Source organism: Porticoccus sp. GXU_MW_L64 (assembly GCF_052983295.1).
The window spans coordinates 79,383-96,079 of record NZ_JBRKJK010000006.1; the positions used below are offsets into that span (position 1 = coordinate 79,383).

Below are 16,697 nucleotides of genomic sequence, written 5' to 3' on the forward strand. Positions count from 1 at the left end.
AATGACGAGGTTGCACCATCACTGCCGCCCGCGAATATATTCCCGCAGCTGCTCCGCCAATTGTCCACGTCGCTCCGGGGGCAATAAAAATTCGAACTCCCCTACCGCCAGTTGCAAGTTCATCACGGTAAGCAAAAAATCGTATACCGAGTTGGCGGCAGCACCCTGTGCCTGTAATGCCGCATTTTGCGCATCCAGCAAATCAATCACCGACACCACGCCTTTGGCGTAGGAATCGCTGACCAATTCGAGGTTTTTATTCGCCGCCAGCGCTGCCTGGCGAGACAATTCAATGGACGAATAGGCCGCACTGGTACTGTGTACCTGGGCGCGAACCTGCTGTTCGATCTGCTCGCGAGTGGCAGCAATCAAGGTGGTTAATTGTTGCATCTCCAGCTTGCTTTTCGACAACGCCGACTTGCGACTGCCACCGGCAAACAACGGCAAAGAGGCATTCAGCGACACCGACCAGTCATCCTGGGACGCACCTGGGCCACCCGCCCCCACGCCAGACTGACTCAAATTATTGCCGTACTGACCACTGACACTGAAATCCGGCAGCCAAAAATCCCGTTTGCGGTTGGTAATTTCCCGTTTTTTGGCCGCCAGTTGCGCTTCCAGTTGGCGCAACTGAGGCGACAATGTGACGCCACGCTGTACCGAAAAATCGGTTAAAAAACCCAGATTTCTGGGATTGTCGATAAGCTCATTGAACTCCGCTTCCGTCATCACAAAAGGCTCGTTAATCTGTGCACCGGACAGCTGAAAAGACTCTGTAATAGGGCGATGCAATAAACGGTTGAGGTTCTCCTGCGCCTGTTTAAGCACTGCCTGTGCCTGTAGCAATGCACTGCGGTCACTGGCCAGCTGACTCTCCCAGCGATACTGGTCGGCAGCGGAACTGGAGCCGGCTTTAACCCGGTCCTGCGCCAAACTGAGGTTATCGCGGGTAAGTTTTAAATTGTCTTGCTGAATGCGCAGTTGCTCTCGCGCCCGCAACACATTCAGGTACGCCACCGTAGCGGCCTGAACAATGTCCAACTGAAGTTGTTTAAAAACTGCTTCGCGATTGCGTTGCAAATGCCCCTGGATATGAAAGTTGCTCCAGGCATCATCGGAATACACCAGCTGACTAAAGGTTGCTGCACCATCAGTAGAGCGCTGCGCCTGTTGCCCCGCCAACACCAGCGGCGACACTTTGCGGCGGCTGCTGGCCGCAGACACGGACAACTGCGGCAGCAAATTTCCGCGGGCACTGACGACATCGTTGTGGCCTGCGGCAACCCCATAGGCTTCAGCGCTGAGCTGCAGATTGTGTGCCAGCGCCAACTGCGCCACTTTCGTCAGGCTGTACAACGGCCCCTGGCCTTTTTGCTCCTGGTTTAACAGCACCGCTTCGCTCATCACATCAAATCGCGGTGACAGCCCGATCTGCCGCGCGGTGGCCATATTGATGGTCAACTGCCGTTTGCCTTCAAACAACGTGGGCTGTTCCGCGGTTTTATCGCCCAACATCACCGCCTGCATATTCAGGGCATTGCGGCGGGCAATGCGCTGCCAGTCCGTTGCCGGGGAGTCAGACACCAGCATGCCCTGGTGCACTCCGCCGGAACCCAACAGACTAAAACTGGGCAGCTGACGCTGATTGATGGCTTCCAGCAGTTGCTTCATTTGCGCTTGCGGCATGCGCGGCAAGCCCGCAATCATCAAACCATCCACCCCGGCAGGCAACTGGTTTAACAGCTTGTGATCGACCCCGTCGTGGCCGACAAAGTACATGTTTATGCTCTGTTGTTTTGCCAGTTGGCGAGCTTTTTCAGCCAGTTCTGGCACGGCAGCAAGAATCACTTCGTCCACCAGCAAGGCGATATTGCGCACCGGGGCGACACGCCGAAAGCTGGCCAACTGTTCGCTGAACTCCACCCTGTCTACCAGGTAATTGAAGTTGCGCACACCGGAGCCGGAACCGCTGGACGGCACGCCCAGCAGTTGAGCATCGAACACCAGGGGCAAAAAAGTCGGTTTGGGAAAGTCGTTGCGAGCCGCACCGATCTGGTTGGCGGCAACGCCGGACACCAACAGCATATCCACCGCAGGATCCGCATAGGCACGCTCGAATGCATTGCGGATTCCAGCAGCGCTCCAGCCACCCTGGAAGGGCTTGAAGGTGACTTGAAACTCCCCTTCGGTGAGTGCGGTGATTTCCTGGCGGTACAGCTGCTCTATAAAACGCAGCTGACGATCCGGGCCATCGCTGATAACGGCAATATGGTAGCTTTTGGCAGTAGCGGTTTGCGCAGTAAACAATGCCACCAACAACCACAGCCAGCTGAGGCGTTTGGTATTGAAAATACTCATATCCGGGGCTTCCTGAGATAACCCGCTGAGTATAACCATTGGCCGATCAATAAAATATATCGAAGGTGAATGGCGGTTTTTACGCCTTTTCAATCTGCTCCACAATCAACTGCACAGAACGTTTGCCGCGCCACTCGTTTATGTCCGGTTTAAAGGCGCAGCGCACTCGCTCGGCATTTGCAGACGGCCATTGGTCCAGATCGACATTAAAGGCAATGGCGTCTAGTGCCTCTCCGGATTCCTGAGCGAGCACCAATTTCAGGTGTTTTTCACCGACGATACGTTGTTGCACCAGGCGAAATTCCCCATCAAACACTGGCTCCGGGAACTGCTGCCCCCAGGGGCCGCCATCGCGCAATTGCTGTACCCGTTCAAGGGTAAAATCTTCCGGCGCCATTTCACCATCGGAGTGCAATACCGCCTGCAGGTCGTCGTCGCAAAGCTGGCGCCGCACTTCGTCATCAAATGCGGTTGTAAACTGGCCCAGTTTTTCCAGGGGCAAACTCATCCCGGCTGCCATGGCATGTCCCCCGAACTTGCTCAACAAACCCGGGTTGCGGGCAGCCACCGCATCCAGCGCATCGCGAATGTGCAAACCGGGAATGGAACGGGCGGAACCTTTGATATCGCCATCGCCGGCGTCGGCAAAAGCAATCACCGGGCGGTGAACTTTTTCCTTGATGCGGGAGGCCAGCAGCCCTACCACCCCCTGATGCCATTCCGGGTTATACAGGCACAGCCCCCAGGGGAGACCCTGCTCGTCCAGTTGCAACTGCTCAACCAGTGCGACCGCCTCTTTTTGCATCTGGCCTTCAATCAGCTTGCGATCGCGGTTCAGGCCGTCCAGCTCCATGGCAAATTCACGGGCGATATCCGGGCTATCGGTGAGCAGGCATTCAATGCCGTGGCTGATGTCATCCAGCCTGCCCGCCGCGTTCAGGCGCGGCCCCACAAAAAAACCGAAATCCATGGCCACGGCGCGGCGATAATCGCGACCGGCAGCGGCCATTAACGCCAATATACCGGGGCGACAACGACCAGCTTTTATGCGCTGCAACCCCTGGTGCACCAGAATGCGATTGACTCTGTCCAAAGGCACCACATCCGCTACCGTGCCCAGCGCCACCAAATCAAGCCAGGTGGCCATACCGGGCTCAGAAACTTGCTGTTCCGCAAACCAGTTGCTGTCACGCAGTTTGGCTCTGAGGGCGCTGAGCAGGTAAAAAATAACCCCCACACCCGCCAGGTTTTTACTGGGGAATTCGCAGCCCGGCTGATTGGGATTGACGATGGCATCGGCACTGGGAAGTTTTTCACCGGGCAGGTGGTGGTCGGTAACGATAACTTTGATGCCGGCGCTTTGCGCGGCCTCTACCCCGGCGATACTGGAAATGCCGTTGTCCACGGTGATGATCATATCCGGCTTGTTGGTTGCAGCCAGCTGGACAATTTCCGGGGTCAGGCCGTAGCCGTAATCGAAGCGATTGGGCACCAGGTAATCCACCCGCTGAAAACCCATGGCGGTCAATGCCAGAATCCCCAACGCCGTGCTGGTAGCGCCGTCGCAATCGAAATCACCGACAATCAGTATGGACTGTTGTCCAGCCAGTGCTTGCTGCAACAGCTCAACCGCCCTGTCCACTCCCTTTAGCTGTTTTGGGCCGGGCAGGTGTTTTAAGTGGTTTTGCAATTCGCTCTCGTCGCGCACGCCGCGAGCGGCGTAAACCCGTTGTAGCAAGGATGGTGTATTGCTGGAGAAGCAACTATCGCCTCGATCAACAGAGCGGCGTTTGATGATTTTGGGCATTTGTGCAATTCGTATTGAGCATGTCGCGCTATCTTGGTGGATTGCGCCCTGCACGTCCACCCAAAGAAAACATCCTGCCGGGCTGTGCGGCAAAAATTTACAGAACATCCAGGGTGATTACAGTTCGACAGGTAGCACGGTAGCAAATGGATGGGGATTGCCGCGTCGCTTCGCTCCTCGCAATGACAGTTAATTTTTGGCAGTTCTTTGACGTTAAGACCAGAGTTGGGTGGCGCTTTACTGGACCGTATGCGACAGGGATTTCGCATCCGAGCGTACAGGGAAGTTACTTAAATAACGAAAGCACAGCGTGTCCGGTAAAGCGCTACCCGGCTCTGGTCGCCACTCAGGGTGATTAGAGCGCGACGGGTTACAGGGTAGCAAATGGATGGGGATTGCCGCGTCGCTCCGTTCCTCGCAATGACGGGGTGACGCTTAGCCGCTACCCACGACTATTCAATCTCCCGCCGAAACGGTGGCAGCGAATCCAACAGTTGACGGCCATAGCCTTTGGTTACCACCCGGCGGTCGAGCACTGTGACTTTGCCGGTGTCCTGTTCAGTACGCAGCAAACGCCCCACCGCCTGAATCAATTTCAGGGAAGCATCCGGCAGGGAGATGTCAAAAAACGGTTTGCCACCTTTGTTTTCCACCCACTCGGCCAACGCTTCCTGAATGGGTTCGTTGGGTACCGCAAAGGGGATTTTGGCAATAATCACGTGGCGGCAATAATCGCCGGGCAAGTCGACCCCCTCGGCAAAACTGGCCAGGCCAAAAATCACGCTGCCCTGCCCGGCGTCGATACGCTCCTTGTGACGGCGGATAACTTCTGCGTGAGAGTAGTCCCCCTGTACCAGAATGGTTTTTGCCATATCTGCGGGCAAGTTATCAAACACCTGTTCCATCTGACGGCGGGAGGCAAACAACATCAACGTGCCTTCATTGCCATCAATCCAGTCCGGCAGCCTGTCGATCAAATCGTCGGTATGGGCATAAGCATCGCTGGCATCGGCAACCTTTGGCACCGACAGAACCCCTGAATTGGCATAATCAAAAGCACCGGGCACCTGTTGGTAGTGAGCCTTTGAAAAAGTACCCGCATGAGAACGAAAACGGTCAAAGCTGTTGAGGGCGCACAGGGTCGCCGAGGTAATCACTGTGGCAAAGGCGCGGCCCCACAACTGTTCCCGCAATAATGGCGCGGCGACAATAGGGCTACAACTGAGGCGAATATCCAGGTTGCCTCCGGCACCATCTTCTAGCGACAACCAGCGGGCACTGGGGGCGCCTTCTTTGGGGTCGGCAGTGGCAAATGCGGCCCAGAGCGCGGCGCTGGATTCGGTGCGAGACAGCCAACCGCCGACCACCTGCTGCAACTGTTCCAGATCCACCCTGGGCACCGGGCAGTGAGGTTCTTCCAGCAAATCACCGAGGCGCTCGGTCAAGGATTCAAGGCGCGCTTCCAGCTGTGCAAAACGGACGCCCAGCAGGGCTGACAGATCCCTCAACTCGGCACCAATATCACCATTGGCAAAACGGTATTGGCGGTCAGCGCCACTATCGATTCTGTCGGCCACTGCACTGAACTGCGGCGTGGCAACCGCCAGCTGGCTGGCGCACTCCAACGCCTGCTTGCCAAGCTCCGCGCACAGGCTGTGCACATCTTCCAGCACTGCAAAGTTACTGGCGCTGGCCTTCAGTTGTTTGTCGATCTGTTGCAACCATTTGCCGGTACTGTCCAGCTGGCAATGGCTGGCAAAATGGCGCAACGCGGTATCAGGCAAGCGATGACCTTCGTCGAAGATGTAAATGGTGTCTTCCGGTGGCGACAGTATGATTCCACCGCCAAGGGCCAGATCAGACATCACCAGATCGTGATTGGCGACAATACAGTCCGCCTCACCCAGATCATCCCGAGCGCGAAAAAAACAACAGTTGTTGATATGGCGGCAACTGCGCCCGGCGCATTGGCGGCGATCCACCGTCAGTGGCTGCCATTGCTCCTGAGGCACGCCATCCGGCCAGCTGTCACGGTCCCCCTGCCACTGACCGATCGCCAGCGCGTCGGCCATGCTGTTGTAGAGTTTGATGCTGTCGGCACTGGGGTTAAACAACATCTCGTCCGGGAACAGCCCCTGCCCGGCCTGGCTGTCGGCGGCCTGATCCAGACACTGCTCCAGCTTCAGAGGGCACAGGTAGCGACCCCGGCCTTTGGCCAGGGCAAAGCGCGTATCCCAGCCGGTGTGTTGCAGCAGTTCGGGAATATCCCGCAGCACCAGTTGCTCCTGCAGGGAAACAGTGCCGGTGGCAATCACCACTTTTTTGTCCAGTGCTTTGGCGATGGGCAAAGTCGCCAGCAAATAGGCCAGGGTTTTACCGGTGCCGGTGCCCGCCTCCACCACGCACAGGCCACTGCCATCCACTTGCGGGGAGAGAACGCGATTATTGTCGCTGTCCAGCTCAATGGCCCCCAGACTGTTGGCGATGGCGGCAATCATTTGTTTTTGACCCAGGCGCGGCTTCAATTCGCGAGCGTTAAGAAAGTCGCGATAGCCTTTTTGGATGGTTTCTTTGAGGTCGTTGGAAAGAGGCATAAAAGAAAGGTTACAGGACGCTGCGCTTACAGGAAAAACCTAAAAACCTGTCACCTGTAGGGCGAAGCCCGTCCTGTCAGCCGGCAACGCCGGCGTCCTGTAGGCTTATTTGGCTAACCACCGAATTGGCGTAGCCCGCCAACGCGATAGGCCGGTGTTTCTCTGGCAGGCTGTCGATACGTTGCCTGAACTCCTGCTCCCGTTCACTCCACTCACTGTCGCTAAGGCCCAACTGTTGGCGCATTTCCGTCACCTGGGGGTGGTCGCCATGCAGTCTGTTGTAGGCAATGAGGTTGGTGCAGTGCTGGTGGTAGTTTTCGATCACGTGCTTGTCGATAGCCGCTGCGATACTGTCGGCGCTCTCCAGCTCGTCGACGGTGAGCGGTTCTCCGAAGGTCACATGAACCAACCCTTTCTGGCCGACAATTCCCTTGTAAATGCTTTTCAGGTCTTCATGTTCAGACTTCTGGTAGCTGCCGTGTTGCGCCACTTCGTAGAGCTCACGGGCTTTGTAAGCATCGCAGGGGTCCAGCTCGTATGACAGTGTTATCGGCACAATATTCAGTTGCCCCATAGCTTCAGCAAAGTCCTGATCTTTGTCTTTGCTGAGGGAGAGCATCTTGATTAACGCGGTGTCCGTGCGATCCAAACCGTCTTTGGCGCGCCCTTCCCGCTGAGCGATCCAGATGGAGCTGTTTTGCTGGCAAATTGAGTGGCGAATGTAGTGGGATAATTGCAACAGGGCATCCATCTTTTCCCGGCGGCTACCGACTGAACGCTTGACAATAAAGCTCTTGTTCAGGCGCATCAGGTCAGAGGTAAAAGGTTTGGTGAGCAGATTGTCACCGATGGCAATACGCGGCGTGTTAAAACCGCCGCGATTCAGACCAATGCCCACTACAGCGGGATCGACAGCAATATCCCGGTGGTTACAGACAAACAAGTAGGATTGCTCCTTGCTGAGCCGGTCGAGGCCGGAAACACAGATGTCGCGGGTCTGTTTTTCCATCAGGTTCCACCAGTAATGACCGATCACCTGCTGAAAACCGGCAATGTCATTCACCCCCGCAAAAGCCTCCTCCAGCCGAGCCCTGATCGGGCCGCGAAACACCCAGGGTATCCAACGAGCCAGGCGTGGGTACTTCATGCGGGCAATGGTGTCGTGCAGCTCCGGGTCGGCAACCAGGCGCGCCAAAACCTGCGACACTTCGCTGTCCTTGTAGGGGCGAATATCTTCAAAATCAGTATTCATCAAATTCTCATATCAATTCGAGAAATAAAGCATAACGGGTTGTTTTTATTTAATTTTATACAGTTAATTTCAACTGCGACGATGGTGCCAGCGCACTTCGCGACTGTGCGCATCCACCAGTTGCGCAACCCCCAACACCTGAGCAAACAATGCCATACGCACCAGTATACCGTTGTCCGCCTGGCGGAAAATAGCCAGATTGGGGTTGTTATCCAGGTCCGTATCCAGCTCGTTGGCGTCAGAGCGGGAATCCCTGGGCAGCGGGTGCATAATGACGGTGTTGGGCTCGCAGTGGCGTGTGTATATGGATTGATTGATGCGCATTTTGCCCCGGTACAGGTCCGCTTCTTCCGCACTGGCAAAACGCTCCTCTTGGATGCGAGTGGAGTAGACGATATGAGCGCGAGCAATTCCCTGGTCAAGCTGGCCAGTCTGCTCCACGGCAATCCCCGCTGAACGCATCTCTTCCACCAATTCAGCGGGCATGGCCAGTTCCGGTGGCGACACCAGGGTAATGTTCACTTGCTTGTAGAGCATCAACAGCTTGCACAGGGAATGCACCGTTCGGCCAAACTTCAAATCCCCCACCATGGCAATGCGCAGGTTATCCAGGTTGCGACCGCGAGCTTGCAGCTCCTTTTCAATGGTGTACAAGTCCAGCAAGGCCTGGGTGGGGTGTTCGTTGCTGCCATCCCCACCATTGATTACCGGCACACGGCTGGTAGAGGCAAAGTCTGCCACCGAGCCCGACTCCGGGTGGCGCATACAGATTATATCGCTGTATCCGGACAGTACCCGGGCAGTGTCCTGTAAAGATTCCCCCTTGACCACCGCAGAGCTGGAAAACCCGGTAGTTTCCCGCACCTCACCACCCAACAGGTTAAAGGCACAGCCAAAACTCACCCGGGTACGGGTGCTGGGTTCAAAGAACATATTGCCGAGAATGGCCCCTTCCAGAACCCGCGTTACCCGGCGGCGCTGAGCGTAGGGCTCCATGCTGTCGGCGGTGGCGAACAGGATGTCGATATCACCCCGCTCAAACTGGCGGATAGAAAGAATGTGGGAGCCCTTGAAGTCCAAAGCGAATGCCCTGCCGGTTGAAGTGGTGGGCGATTTTAGCATTATTGGGCGGGGAAAAAATATGGTGACGGCCGGTAGCGCTCGGATGGTTTGCTCGCAACAACCAGCCGTAGGGTGGAAGCATAGAGTCAGGTTAGAGCATGGTTTGGGAATTACTTTTTGTGACCGCGGCCAGCAGGGATGCTGGCCACGAGCCTACATGGAAGTATTAACGGCGTGTCACAGAAAGTAATTCCCAAACCATGCCTGCTCGTATACTGTCACTATCAGTAAGCGCCACAAGCCTACTTCAACTTGCTCTCAAAAAACCGGAACATCATCTGCCACAGATGCGCCCGGGTGTCTTCGCCACTGATGCCATGGCGTTTACCGGGGTAAGTCATCAACTGAAAATCCACTCGCTGTTGCTGTAACTGGCCCATCAGTTTTACCGCGTTGTCAAAAAACACATTATCGTCCGCCATACCGTGTATCAGCAGTAAGTCACCTGGCTTGTCGCTGGCCAGGTAATTGTCGATATAGGGGAACACCGACGCAGAGGCGTAGTCTTGCGGCGTTTGCGGCACGCCCATATAGCGCTCGGTGTAGCAGGTATCGTACAGCAGCCAATCCGTAACCGGCGCCACGGATACGGCAGCCGCGAAGGTGTCCGGGGCTTTGAACAAGCTCATCAGGCTCATGTAGCCGCCGTAAGACCAGCCGTACACCCCCAGCCGCTGGCTATCCACATAGGGCAGCGATTGCAGCAGTTTTACAGCGGCCATTTGGTCCACTACTTCCGCTTCGCCCAGCCTGCCTTTGATAACCCCCTCAAATTCCGTACCCCGGTTAGAGGTGCCGCGATTGTCTATGGTAATAACCACATAACCGTTGCGGGCCAGAAACTGATTAAACCAACGGGTATTCCAGGCATTTCTTACCCGTTGGCTGTGGGGCCCGCCGTAAACAAACACGATGGCTGGATAACGCTTACCCGCCGCCATATTGTTTGGCTTCATCAACTGATAATGCAGGGTTTTGCCATCCTCAGCGCTCAGGGTAGCGAACTCCAGAGGAACATGGTCAGCGATATATGGGCTATAGGGATGGCTGTCGTCCAGGGGATTTTGTTCCAACCAGGTGATCAGTTCGCCCTTGTCATTTTTCAGCGCCACCGCCGGGGGCTGGCCATCGGCGGAAAAAGTGTCGATAAACAGCGGCTTCTGACAGTCACCCTCTACCCTCACACAACCGTAGTCCACACTGTGCCAGCCGGGTTCTTTGGTAAGACGAAGAACATCGCCACCATCCAGGGATACCCGATAAAAATGCCGTTCCAGCACACCTTCTGCGTTGGCAACAAACCAGGCTTGACGGCGTTTTTCATCCACCGCCACCAGGTGATCTACCACCCATTCACCGGAGGTAAGCTGGCGCACCGTCTTGCCCTGATAGTTCACTAAATACAGGTGCTTGTAACCACTGCGTTCGGAGGCCCAGATAAAGGTTTTATTGTCTTTCAGGAAAGTCAGATCGTTGTTCAGATTAACCCAAGTTGAGGAAACCTCAGCCACTACCGGCCAGCTTTTACCGGTTTTACTGTCGGCGAACAGCAGCTGATTTTCGCTTTGTGGGCGGTTGAGCCGCTGTATCGAAAGGGTTGTACTGTCTGGCAGCCACTTCACACGGGCCAAGTAAATATCTTCGTTGTCCCCCAAATCCATCCAGCGGATTTTGGGTGTGCGACCACCTACTTTAACCACCCCCAGTTTTACTTTGGCGTTTTGCTCGCCGGCAAAGGGGTAACGTTGCTGGATGGCCGTTACAGAGCCATCGGCAGCCACTTCGTAGCGGTCCATCAGTGTGACTTGCGATTCGTCAATCCGGGTCAGGGCGATATGGCGTTCATCCCCGGCCCACCAGTAACCGGTATTTCTGCCCATTTCTTCCTGGGCCACAAACTCCGCAGTGGCATAACTGACTGCGCCGCCGCCCTTTTTGGTGACGGCAATCTCCCGGCCTTTTGCCAGGTCGATTACATACAGGTTTTGCTGGCGCACAAAAGACACGTAATTGCCTTGCGGAGAAAAGCGCACATCGGTTTCAAATTCAGGGTTATTGGTAAGGCGGCGAGGCGCTTCTCCAGCCAACGGCAGGTAGTGCAAGTCTCCGCCCAGGGGAAACAACAGCGCATCGCTGTCCGGCGACCAGTAATATTCCACAATACCACTGCCCAGTATGCGCTGGCGTTCGCGCCGTGCCCGCTCCACTTCGGAAAGCTGTTCGCTGCCACCGGTCAGTTGCCGGGAATCCACCAGCAAGCGGTGCTCACCGCTGGCAATATGGTAGGCCCATAAATCCTGCTGTTTGTGATTCTCCGGCTTGCCCTTCAGGTAGGTGGCCATAGTGCCATCGGGAGACAGTTTCAAACCTTTGATGCTGGGGCCACTCAGGGACGGGCTGGCCACAAAGCGCTCGATGGTCAACGGCTCAGCAACCAGTGGCAGGCACAGAGCCACAGTGAAAATCGCAATGAATGTCTGAAGTTGGCGCAACATGAGTGTATTTCCGCTTCGCAAGAAAACGCCAACTCTACCGAACTTATAACATTTCAGGCAAAGTCAAAATTCCGTCACCGCCACCACATTAAAACAAACTTCTCCAAAAGAGCGTCATTTTTCCAACACCCCATGGCATCAAACAGCCTCAATCCACTGGCATACAGATTGCTTACGGGTATTCAGACAACGCTATTCAGGCAATGGCATTCACGCAATTGGCACAACAAAGGCATAACAATATGAGCGATATTGCGGAGTTCAACAGCGGCAAAGGCGCTGCGGCAAAGAAGCTGTCCAAAGGCGCCGGCAACCAGCGCCTCAAGGTCGCCACCGACTCCAGTACAAAAACTCCCCAGCTGACAGAAGCCAGCCTGCTGCGGCTGTCACAACTGTGGCAAACCACATTGGACGTGTACGCGCTCCTCGACCGCCTGATCGCCGAACTGCCCCGCTTTGTGCCTTTCGACAGTTTCAGTTACTTCCACCCGGAACAAGCGCTGGAGCAACGGGTTGGCCAGGGGGGAAAACACAGTTGCAGCTATAAACTGAACTTGCAGGGGCGTCAGCTCGGCCAGCTGGAATTGACCCGCAGCCAGCGTTTTTCGGAGTCGGAGCTGGCCTCCATCGAGCGCATTCTGGGTACCTTTATCAACAGCCTGCGCAACGCTGTGGACTACCATCAGATGGCCCGCAGTGCCTACACCGACAGCCTTACCGGGCTGCTTAACCGCAACGCGTTAAATCACCTGCTTATTAAAGAAATCAAACGTGCCCAGCGCGGCGGCAACCCCCTGTCGATCTTGTTTATCGACCTGGACCACTTCAAGTCCATCAACGACCAGTACGGCCATTCCAGCGGCGACCGCCTGTTGCGCCAGCTGGCTCTGTTGCTGGAAAGCCAGGTGCGCGGCTCGGACTGCATTTATCGCTATGGCGGAGAGGAGTTTATTGTTCAGCTGCCTGATACCAGCAGCCAGGGTGCGCGCCTTGTGGCAGAGAAAATTCTTGCCGGCATCGGCAACCTGCACTTTGCCCCCGGCGGCAAAGCCTTGCCGGTCACCGCCAGCATTGGCGCCACCACATTGAGCAATGAAGATGCCCACTCGCTGATTGAACGAGCAGACCGCGCCATGTACCGCGCCAAAGAGGAAGGCAGAAATCGGGTTTGTGTTTTGTAAAAAAAGTGGCGGGGATATCAACGTCATTCTGAGCGCAGCGAAGAATCTTGCAACTGGTAGCTAGGGGGCGTTCTCAATTAGTGAGCTGTTGCTGCTGGAGCCCATTTTGGCTCTCAGCAAGGCGCCGTGAGTGCTGTGTAGTCGCTCTACATGAGCGAACGGCAACACCGCTGAGGGACAAAATGGGCCCAGCCCTTCGGGTTGCGCCTGAAATGGCGCCATACTGCGTTATTCGTCGCTCATTTGCTTTTCGTTTAAAAGAAAATACCAAACCACTCTCCTCATGCCTTGTCTGGCGCCATTTCAGGCGCAACAGCAATAACTCACTAATTGAGAACGCCCCCTAGTACGAGATCCTTCGTTGCGCTCAGGATGACAAAGCGCACTCGATCTGCCCGCAGCCAACTAAACAATCACACAGCTGTTGCGATTGTTGCGCTTGGCTTTGTACATACCCTGATCTGCCCGCTCAAAGGCAGTCTCGGGGGTGTCGTCATCCTGAACCTCAGTGACACCACAACTGATGGTGACATTCACCGGCTGCCCACCACTGTGGAAACCGCATTTTTCCACACCGACACGGGCTTTTTCGGCCACCACCTTTGCCCCTTCAGCATCTGTATCTGGTAGCAACAAAACAAATTCGTCGCCGCCAAAACGCGCCAGACAGTCGGTTTTGCGAATGCTTGAAGACAGCATCTCCACCACTTTTTGCAGCACCAGATCGCCAGCTTTATGGCCGTAGGTATCGTTGACTATTTTGAACTTGTCCACATCCACTACCATCATGGTCAGCGGGAAACCGATACGGCGGCTGCGGGCAAACTCCTCGTACACCCGCTCTTCGTAACCAAAGCGGTTCAGCACGCCAGTGAGTGTGTCTTTTGATGCCGCGGCTTGTTTCTCGTGCACTTTGGCCCGCAATTGCTGACCTTGCAGCTCCATTTCCCGCAGCTTGCGAGTCAGGTCACGCACCCGGCGCTCGGACTGGCGGTATTTTTCCTGTTCGTCACTGAGGTAGCTATTGAGGGTTTCGCCAATTTGTTCCACCCGCCCTTCAATCAACTGCCGCAAGCCATCCAGGGTACTCTCGCTCGCTGCGGCCTGTTGAATACCGCTAACCTGCTCACCGATATTGTGCTGCAGTTGTTCAGCTCGACTGAGTGAGCCTTTATCCAGGGTGCCCACAATGCCCTGTTCGATGCCCTGCAATTTTTCCCGCAACTGGCCGAGAAACTGTTCTGTATCCCGGCGTTCAATGCCGATACTGCGGGCAATACCCCCCAACAACTCCAGCACCTGTTGCAGAATATGCTGCATTCCAGCAGGGGTGCTGACGTTCGGCAGCTCCGCCTTGATAACCACCACCTGGCGGGATACATCATCCAGGGAGGCCAGATTGTCCAGCACCTTATCCAGTACCGGGCGCAGGGCGTCAAAAATATCCCGGGCACTGGTATCCCCTTTGTTGCCAGCGCGTTTTAACCAGCCGCGGCTTTTGCTCTTTGGAGTATCCGTGGCAGCCTTGGGTGCGGTATTGTCTACCGAACTTTCGTTGATGGTGCGCAGCAATTTCAGGCCACGTTGCAGCACTTCAACAATTTCATCCTGGTTTTTGGCGCGAGCCGCAGAAATCGCAATTTTCTGGGCATCGCTGTAGTTCGCCACCGGTACGCGCATTTCCTGCAGCAATGCCTGCAATGCTTCAGCGAGCGGCACAATGTTATTGCCAGCATTATCCGCCCCCGACATCTCTTTGAGATAGCTGAACAGCATGGCGGAAACTTTGGTAAGACCGTCATCGTCACTGGAAACCCGCTCCCGCAAGACGATGCGTAAATGTTCGAGAATGCTTTCCAGTTTATTGTCTTGCACACCGTTGGCAGCGAGATAACTCAGCTCCACCCCGATGCGCTGCAACAACAGCTCCCGTTCACTTTTGTCACTGGTGGCTGTACCGTTATTCGGATTCATAGCCTGGCTCTTTATCGTTATAGTCACTGACTTTCCATCCCTGGCCCCTTTTCATTGCGGCCTTTGCCATCGATTTTACTCCCCATCACCACGGCAGCAAGCCAACTGGCGCACAATACATAACCCAAGTGGCATCTGCGGTCACGTATCTTTTTTGTTACATTCAGACCTTTCTATCCGCTCGGTCTTGCCTTTGAGGTGCCTCACCCTTTGGCACGTTTCCCTTTGGTACTTTCCCCTTTGGTACTCTTCCCTTTAAGTAATAGGCAAACGACAACACTTCCGCCACCACCACATACAATTGCCGGGGAATTTCCTCTCCCACAGGCACCGCGCTCAGTGCGGCAGTCAACATCGCGTCCTGTTCCACAGGTACATGATGTTCGCGAGCCAGCGCCTCTATCTGCTCGGCCACAGCACCTTCGCCTTTAGCCACGACTACCGGCGCCGCCTTTTTATTATCACCGCTGTTGTCGTAACTGAGGGCTGCCGCCAACCTGGGAGGCTTGCGTGGCACATTATCGTCTGGCATTGGTACTTCCCATACGCGGCCTATATGCGGTAATCCAGCAGGCTGTCGATTGAATTCATTGGCACTTGCTGATCCGCAGGTTTGCCCTGACGACACACCAGCGCACCCACGTTCAGGCCACTGGCCACCAGAGCGGTTTCCAGCACGGGCAACTCCGCCTTTGCCAGTTGCGCTGTGTCATCTTCTTGCGCCCACAGTGATGCCGATACCTTGTCGCCGCGCAACAGCACCTTGGCTCGTATTTGACCCAATTCAGCCAGTTCGAAAACCAGCTCCACCTGCCAGCCCGGTTGCAGTTTGGCATCATCACCGCCACTGGCTTCCCGCTCAATTACCATAGGCAGACTGTGGAATTCCTCTCCCTGGCGATAGGGCAATTCAAAAACCCAGCGAGCCACTTCCTGTCCCGGCTGCGGCAGGCTTTGCACCTGCTGCGAAACAATGCGGGCAATGGCCCCTTCAACCAAACGCTGCAAATCCTGGGCGCTAACCATTTGTGTCTGACTGGCAGACTGATTCAGCGGCCCTTCCTTTTGCACTCCTGGTTGTGTCAACGACTGATGCGGTTGGCGAGCGGGCTCCGCTGCCAACAGTTGCTGCTGTGCTGGCGCTTGAGATTTGGCGCCCTCTGCAGACTGCGCCGTCCCTGTGGCAAGGCTGCTCGCGTCTGGTGTTGCCCCAGGCGATGCAGGGCCAGTTGGGGTTGCAGTACTGGCGCCAGTGGGCGTTGCAGTTTTCACCGCTGTCGCGCCATCAGTGCTTGCAGGCTTTTGAATAGCCAAATGGCGCGCCAGCTGCACCAGCGCCTGCTTGACATCCCTTTGTGTACCTTCGCTGCCGCGCTGGGCCTGACGCTGTTCATTGAACAATCCTGAGTCCTGCACCAACTGCTGCAGACGGGTGTGGTCAGCGAGTTTTTCGCCACTGGGAATCCGTGCCAGCAAGGTTTCTATCAGGCCGCGGGTGCGAGCGGGCAACCGGTCTCTCTGGACTCCACTCTCGGGCTTCGCTTGTGGCCTGCCTTCCAGAATAGCCAATAAATTGTTAAGCACTTTTTCCGTCGGCAACTGCCGGGGCAACAACTGGCGCAGCGCCTGATTCACCAATTCACTGGCGCTACCACTGGCCACGGCCGCTGGCACCACCTGCAATGTCGGCGTTGTACCCGCACTCAACACTCTGAGCAACACCCGGTCACCGGCCTGAATCGGCGCCTGGCTGCGGGCTTCCAGCTGGGTATTGCCAATGCGCAATTGCAGCCGTTCCGCAGCCGGGCGCGCCAACACCACCGCTTCCAGAACTTGCCCCACGCGCCAATTGTGGAGCTGACTGTTTATCGCCCCCTGGGAGGTCAACCCGGTAAGCGTTATTTCCCCCAGCAT

At 55.8% G+C, this 16,697-nt stretch carries 10 protein-coding genes; 1 reads left to right on the forward strand and 9 read right to left on the reverse strand.

Going from position 1 to position 16,697, the window contains the following annotated elements; all coding sequences use genetic code 11:
• Positions 1-18 precede the first annotated feature (18 nt).
• The 6 genes from ACVBEJ_RS05870 to ACVBEJ_RS05895 all read right to left on the reverse strand — a co-directional run bounded on the left by ACVBEJ_RS05870 (position 19) and on the right by ACVBEJ_RS05895 (position 11,628).
• On the reverse strand, positions 19-2,358 hold the full coding sequence (locus tag ACVBEJ_RS05870; protein ID WP_447128679.1) for a TolC family protein: 2,340 nt from the start codon (positions 2,356-2,358) through the stop codon (positions 19-21).
• A gap of 79 nt (positions 2,359-2,437) precedes the next feature.
• Positions 2,438-4,165: a single-stranded-DNA-specific exonuclease RecJ gene (gene recJ, locus ACVBEJ_RS05875; RefSeq protein WP_447128680.1), complete on the reverse strand. Its 1,728-nt coding sequence runs from the start codon at positions 4,163-4,165 to the stop codon at positions 2,438-2,440.
• 452 nt (positions 4,166-4,617) lie between these two features.
• Positions 4,618-6,759 carry an ATP-dependent DNA helicase DinG gene (dinG, locus tag ACVBEJ_RS05880; RefSeq protein WP_447128681.1) on the reverse strand — a complete coding sequence of 714 codons (2,142 nt, stop codon included), beginning with the start codon at positions 6,757-6,759 and terminating at the stop codon, positions 4,618-4,620.
• Positions 6,760-6,835: 76 nt separating this feature from the next.
• Positions 6,836-8,011: a 1-acyl-sn-glycerol-3-phosphate acyltransferase gene (locus tag ACVBEJ_RS05885; RefSeq protein WP_447128682.1), complete on the reverse strand. Its 1,176-nt coding sequence runs from the start codon at positions 8,009-8,011 to the stop codon at positions 6,836-6,838.
• A gap of 69 nt (positions 8,012-8,080) precedes the next feature.
• Positions 8,081-9,091 (reverse strand): aspartate carbamoyltransferase, encoded by a 1,011-nt coding sequence (locus ACVBEJ_RS05890; protein ID WP_447128683.1) that lies wholly within the window; start codon positions 9,089-9,091, stop codon positions 8,081-8,083.
• A gap of 284 nt (positions 9,092-9,375) precedes the next feature.
• Complete coding sequence (locus tag ACVBEJ_RS05895) at positions 9,376-11,628, reverse strand: alpha/beta fold hydrolase (RefSeq protein WP_447128684.1); 2,253 nt, start codon at positions 11,626-11,628, stop codon at positions 9,376-9,378.
• A gap of 242 nt (positions 11,629-11,870) precedes the next feature.
• Here ACVBEJ_RS05895 and ACVBEJ_RS05900 point away from each other — a divergent pair, with 242 nt between their 5' ends.
• On the forward strand, positions 11,871-12,809 hold the full coding sequence (locus ACVBEJ_RS05900; RefSeq protein ID WP_447128685.1) for a GGDEF domain-containing protein: 939 nt from the start codon (positions 11,871-11,873) through the stop codon (positions 12,807-12,809).
• Positions 12,810-13,214: 405 nt separating this feature from the next.
• Here ACVBEJ_RS05900 and ACVBEJ_RS05905 read toward each other — a convergent pair whose 3' ends face one another.
• The 3 genes from ACVBEJ_RS05905 to ACVBEJ_RS05915 form a co-directional block, all read right to left on the reverse strand.
• Positions 13,215-14,783, reverse strand: a complete 1,569-nt coding sequence (locus tag ACVBEJ_RS05905; protein WP_447128686.1) for a GGDEF domain-containing protein — start codon at positions 14,781-14,783, stop codon at positions 13,215-13,217.
• Between the two features lie 163 nt (positions 14,784-14,946).
• A complete protein-coding gene (locus tag ACVBEJ_RS05910; RefSeq protein WP_447128687.1) occupies positions 14,947-15,315 on the reverse strand; it encodes an EscU/YscU/HrcU family type III secretion system export apparatus switch protein in 369 nt (122 codons plus the stop codon).
• Positions 15,316-15,335: 20 nt separating this feature from the next.
• Complete coding sequence (locus tag ACVBEJ_RS05915; RefSeq protein ID WP_447128688.1) at positions 15,336-16,697, reverse strand: flagellar hook-length control protein FliK; 1,362 nt, start codon at positions 16,695-16,697, stop codon at positions 15,336-15,338.

Coding starts and splice junctions, on each gene's coding strand:
- ACVBEJ_RS05870 (WP_447128679.1), bottom strand. CDS start 2,358: ATGAGTATTTTCAATACCAAACGCCTCAGCTGGCTGTGGTTGTTGGTG.
- recJ (WP_447128680.1), bottom strand. CDS start 4,165: ATGCCCAAAATCATCAAACGCCGCTCTGTTGATCGAGGCGATAGTTGC.
- dinG (WP_447128681.1), bottom strand. CDS start 6,759: ATGCCTCTTTCCAACGACCTCAAAGAAACCATCCAAAAAGGCTATCGC.
- ACVBEJ_RS05885 (WP_447128682.1), bottom strand. CDS start 8,011: ATGAATACTGATTTTGAAGATATTCGCCCCTACAAGGACAGCGAAGTG.
- ACVBEJ_RS05895 (WP_447128684.1), bottom strand. CDS start 11,628: ATGTTGCGCCAACTTCAGACATTCATTGCGATTTTCACTGTGGCTCTG.
- ACVBEJ_RS05900 (WP_447128685.1), top strand. CDS start 11,871: ATGAGCGATATTGCGGAGTTCAACAGCGGCAAAGGCGCTGCGGCAAAG.
- ACVBEJ_RS05905 (WP_447128686.1), bottom strand. CDS start 14,783: ATGAATCCGAATAACGGTACAGCCACCAGTGACAAAAGTGAACGGGAG.
- ACVBEJ_RS05910 (WP_447128687.1), bottom strand. CDS start 15,315: ATGCCAGACGATAATGTGCCACGCAAGCCTCCCAGGTTGGCGGCAGCC.
- ACVBEJ_RS05915 (WP_447128688.1), bottom strand. CDS start 16,697: ATGCTGGGGGAAATAACGCTTACCGGGTTGACCTCCCAGGGGGCGATA.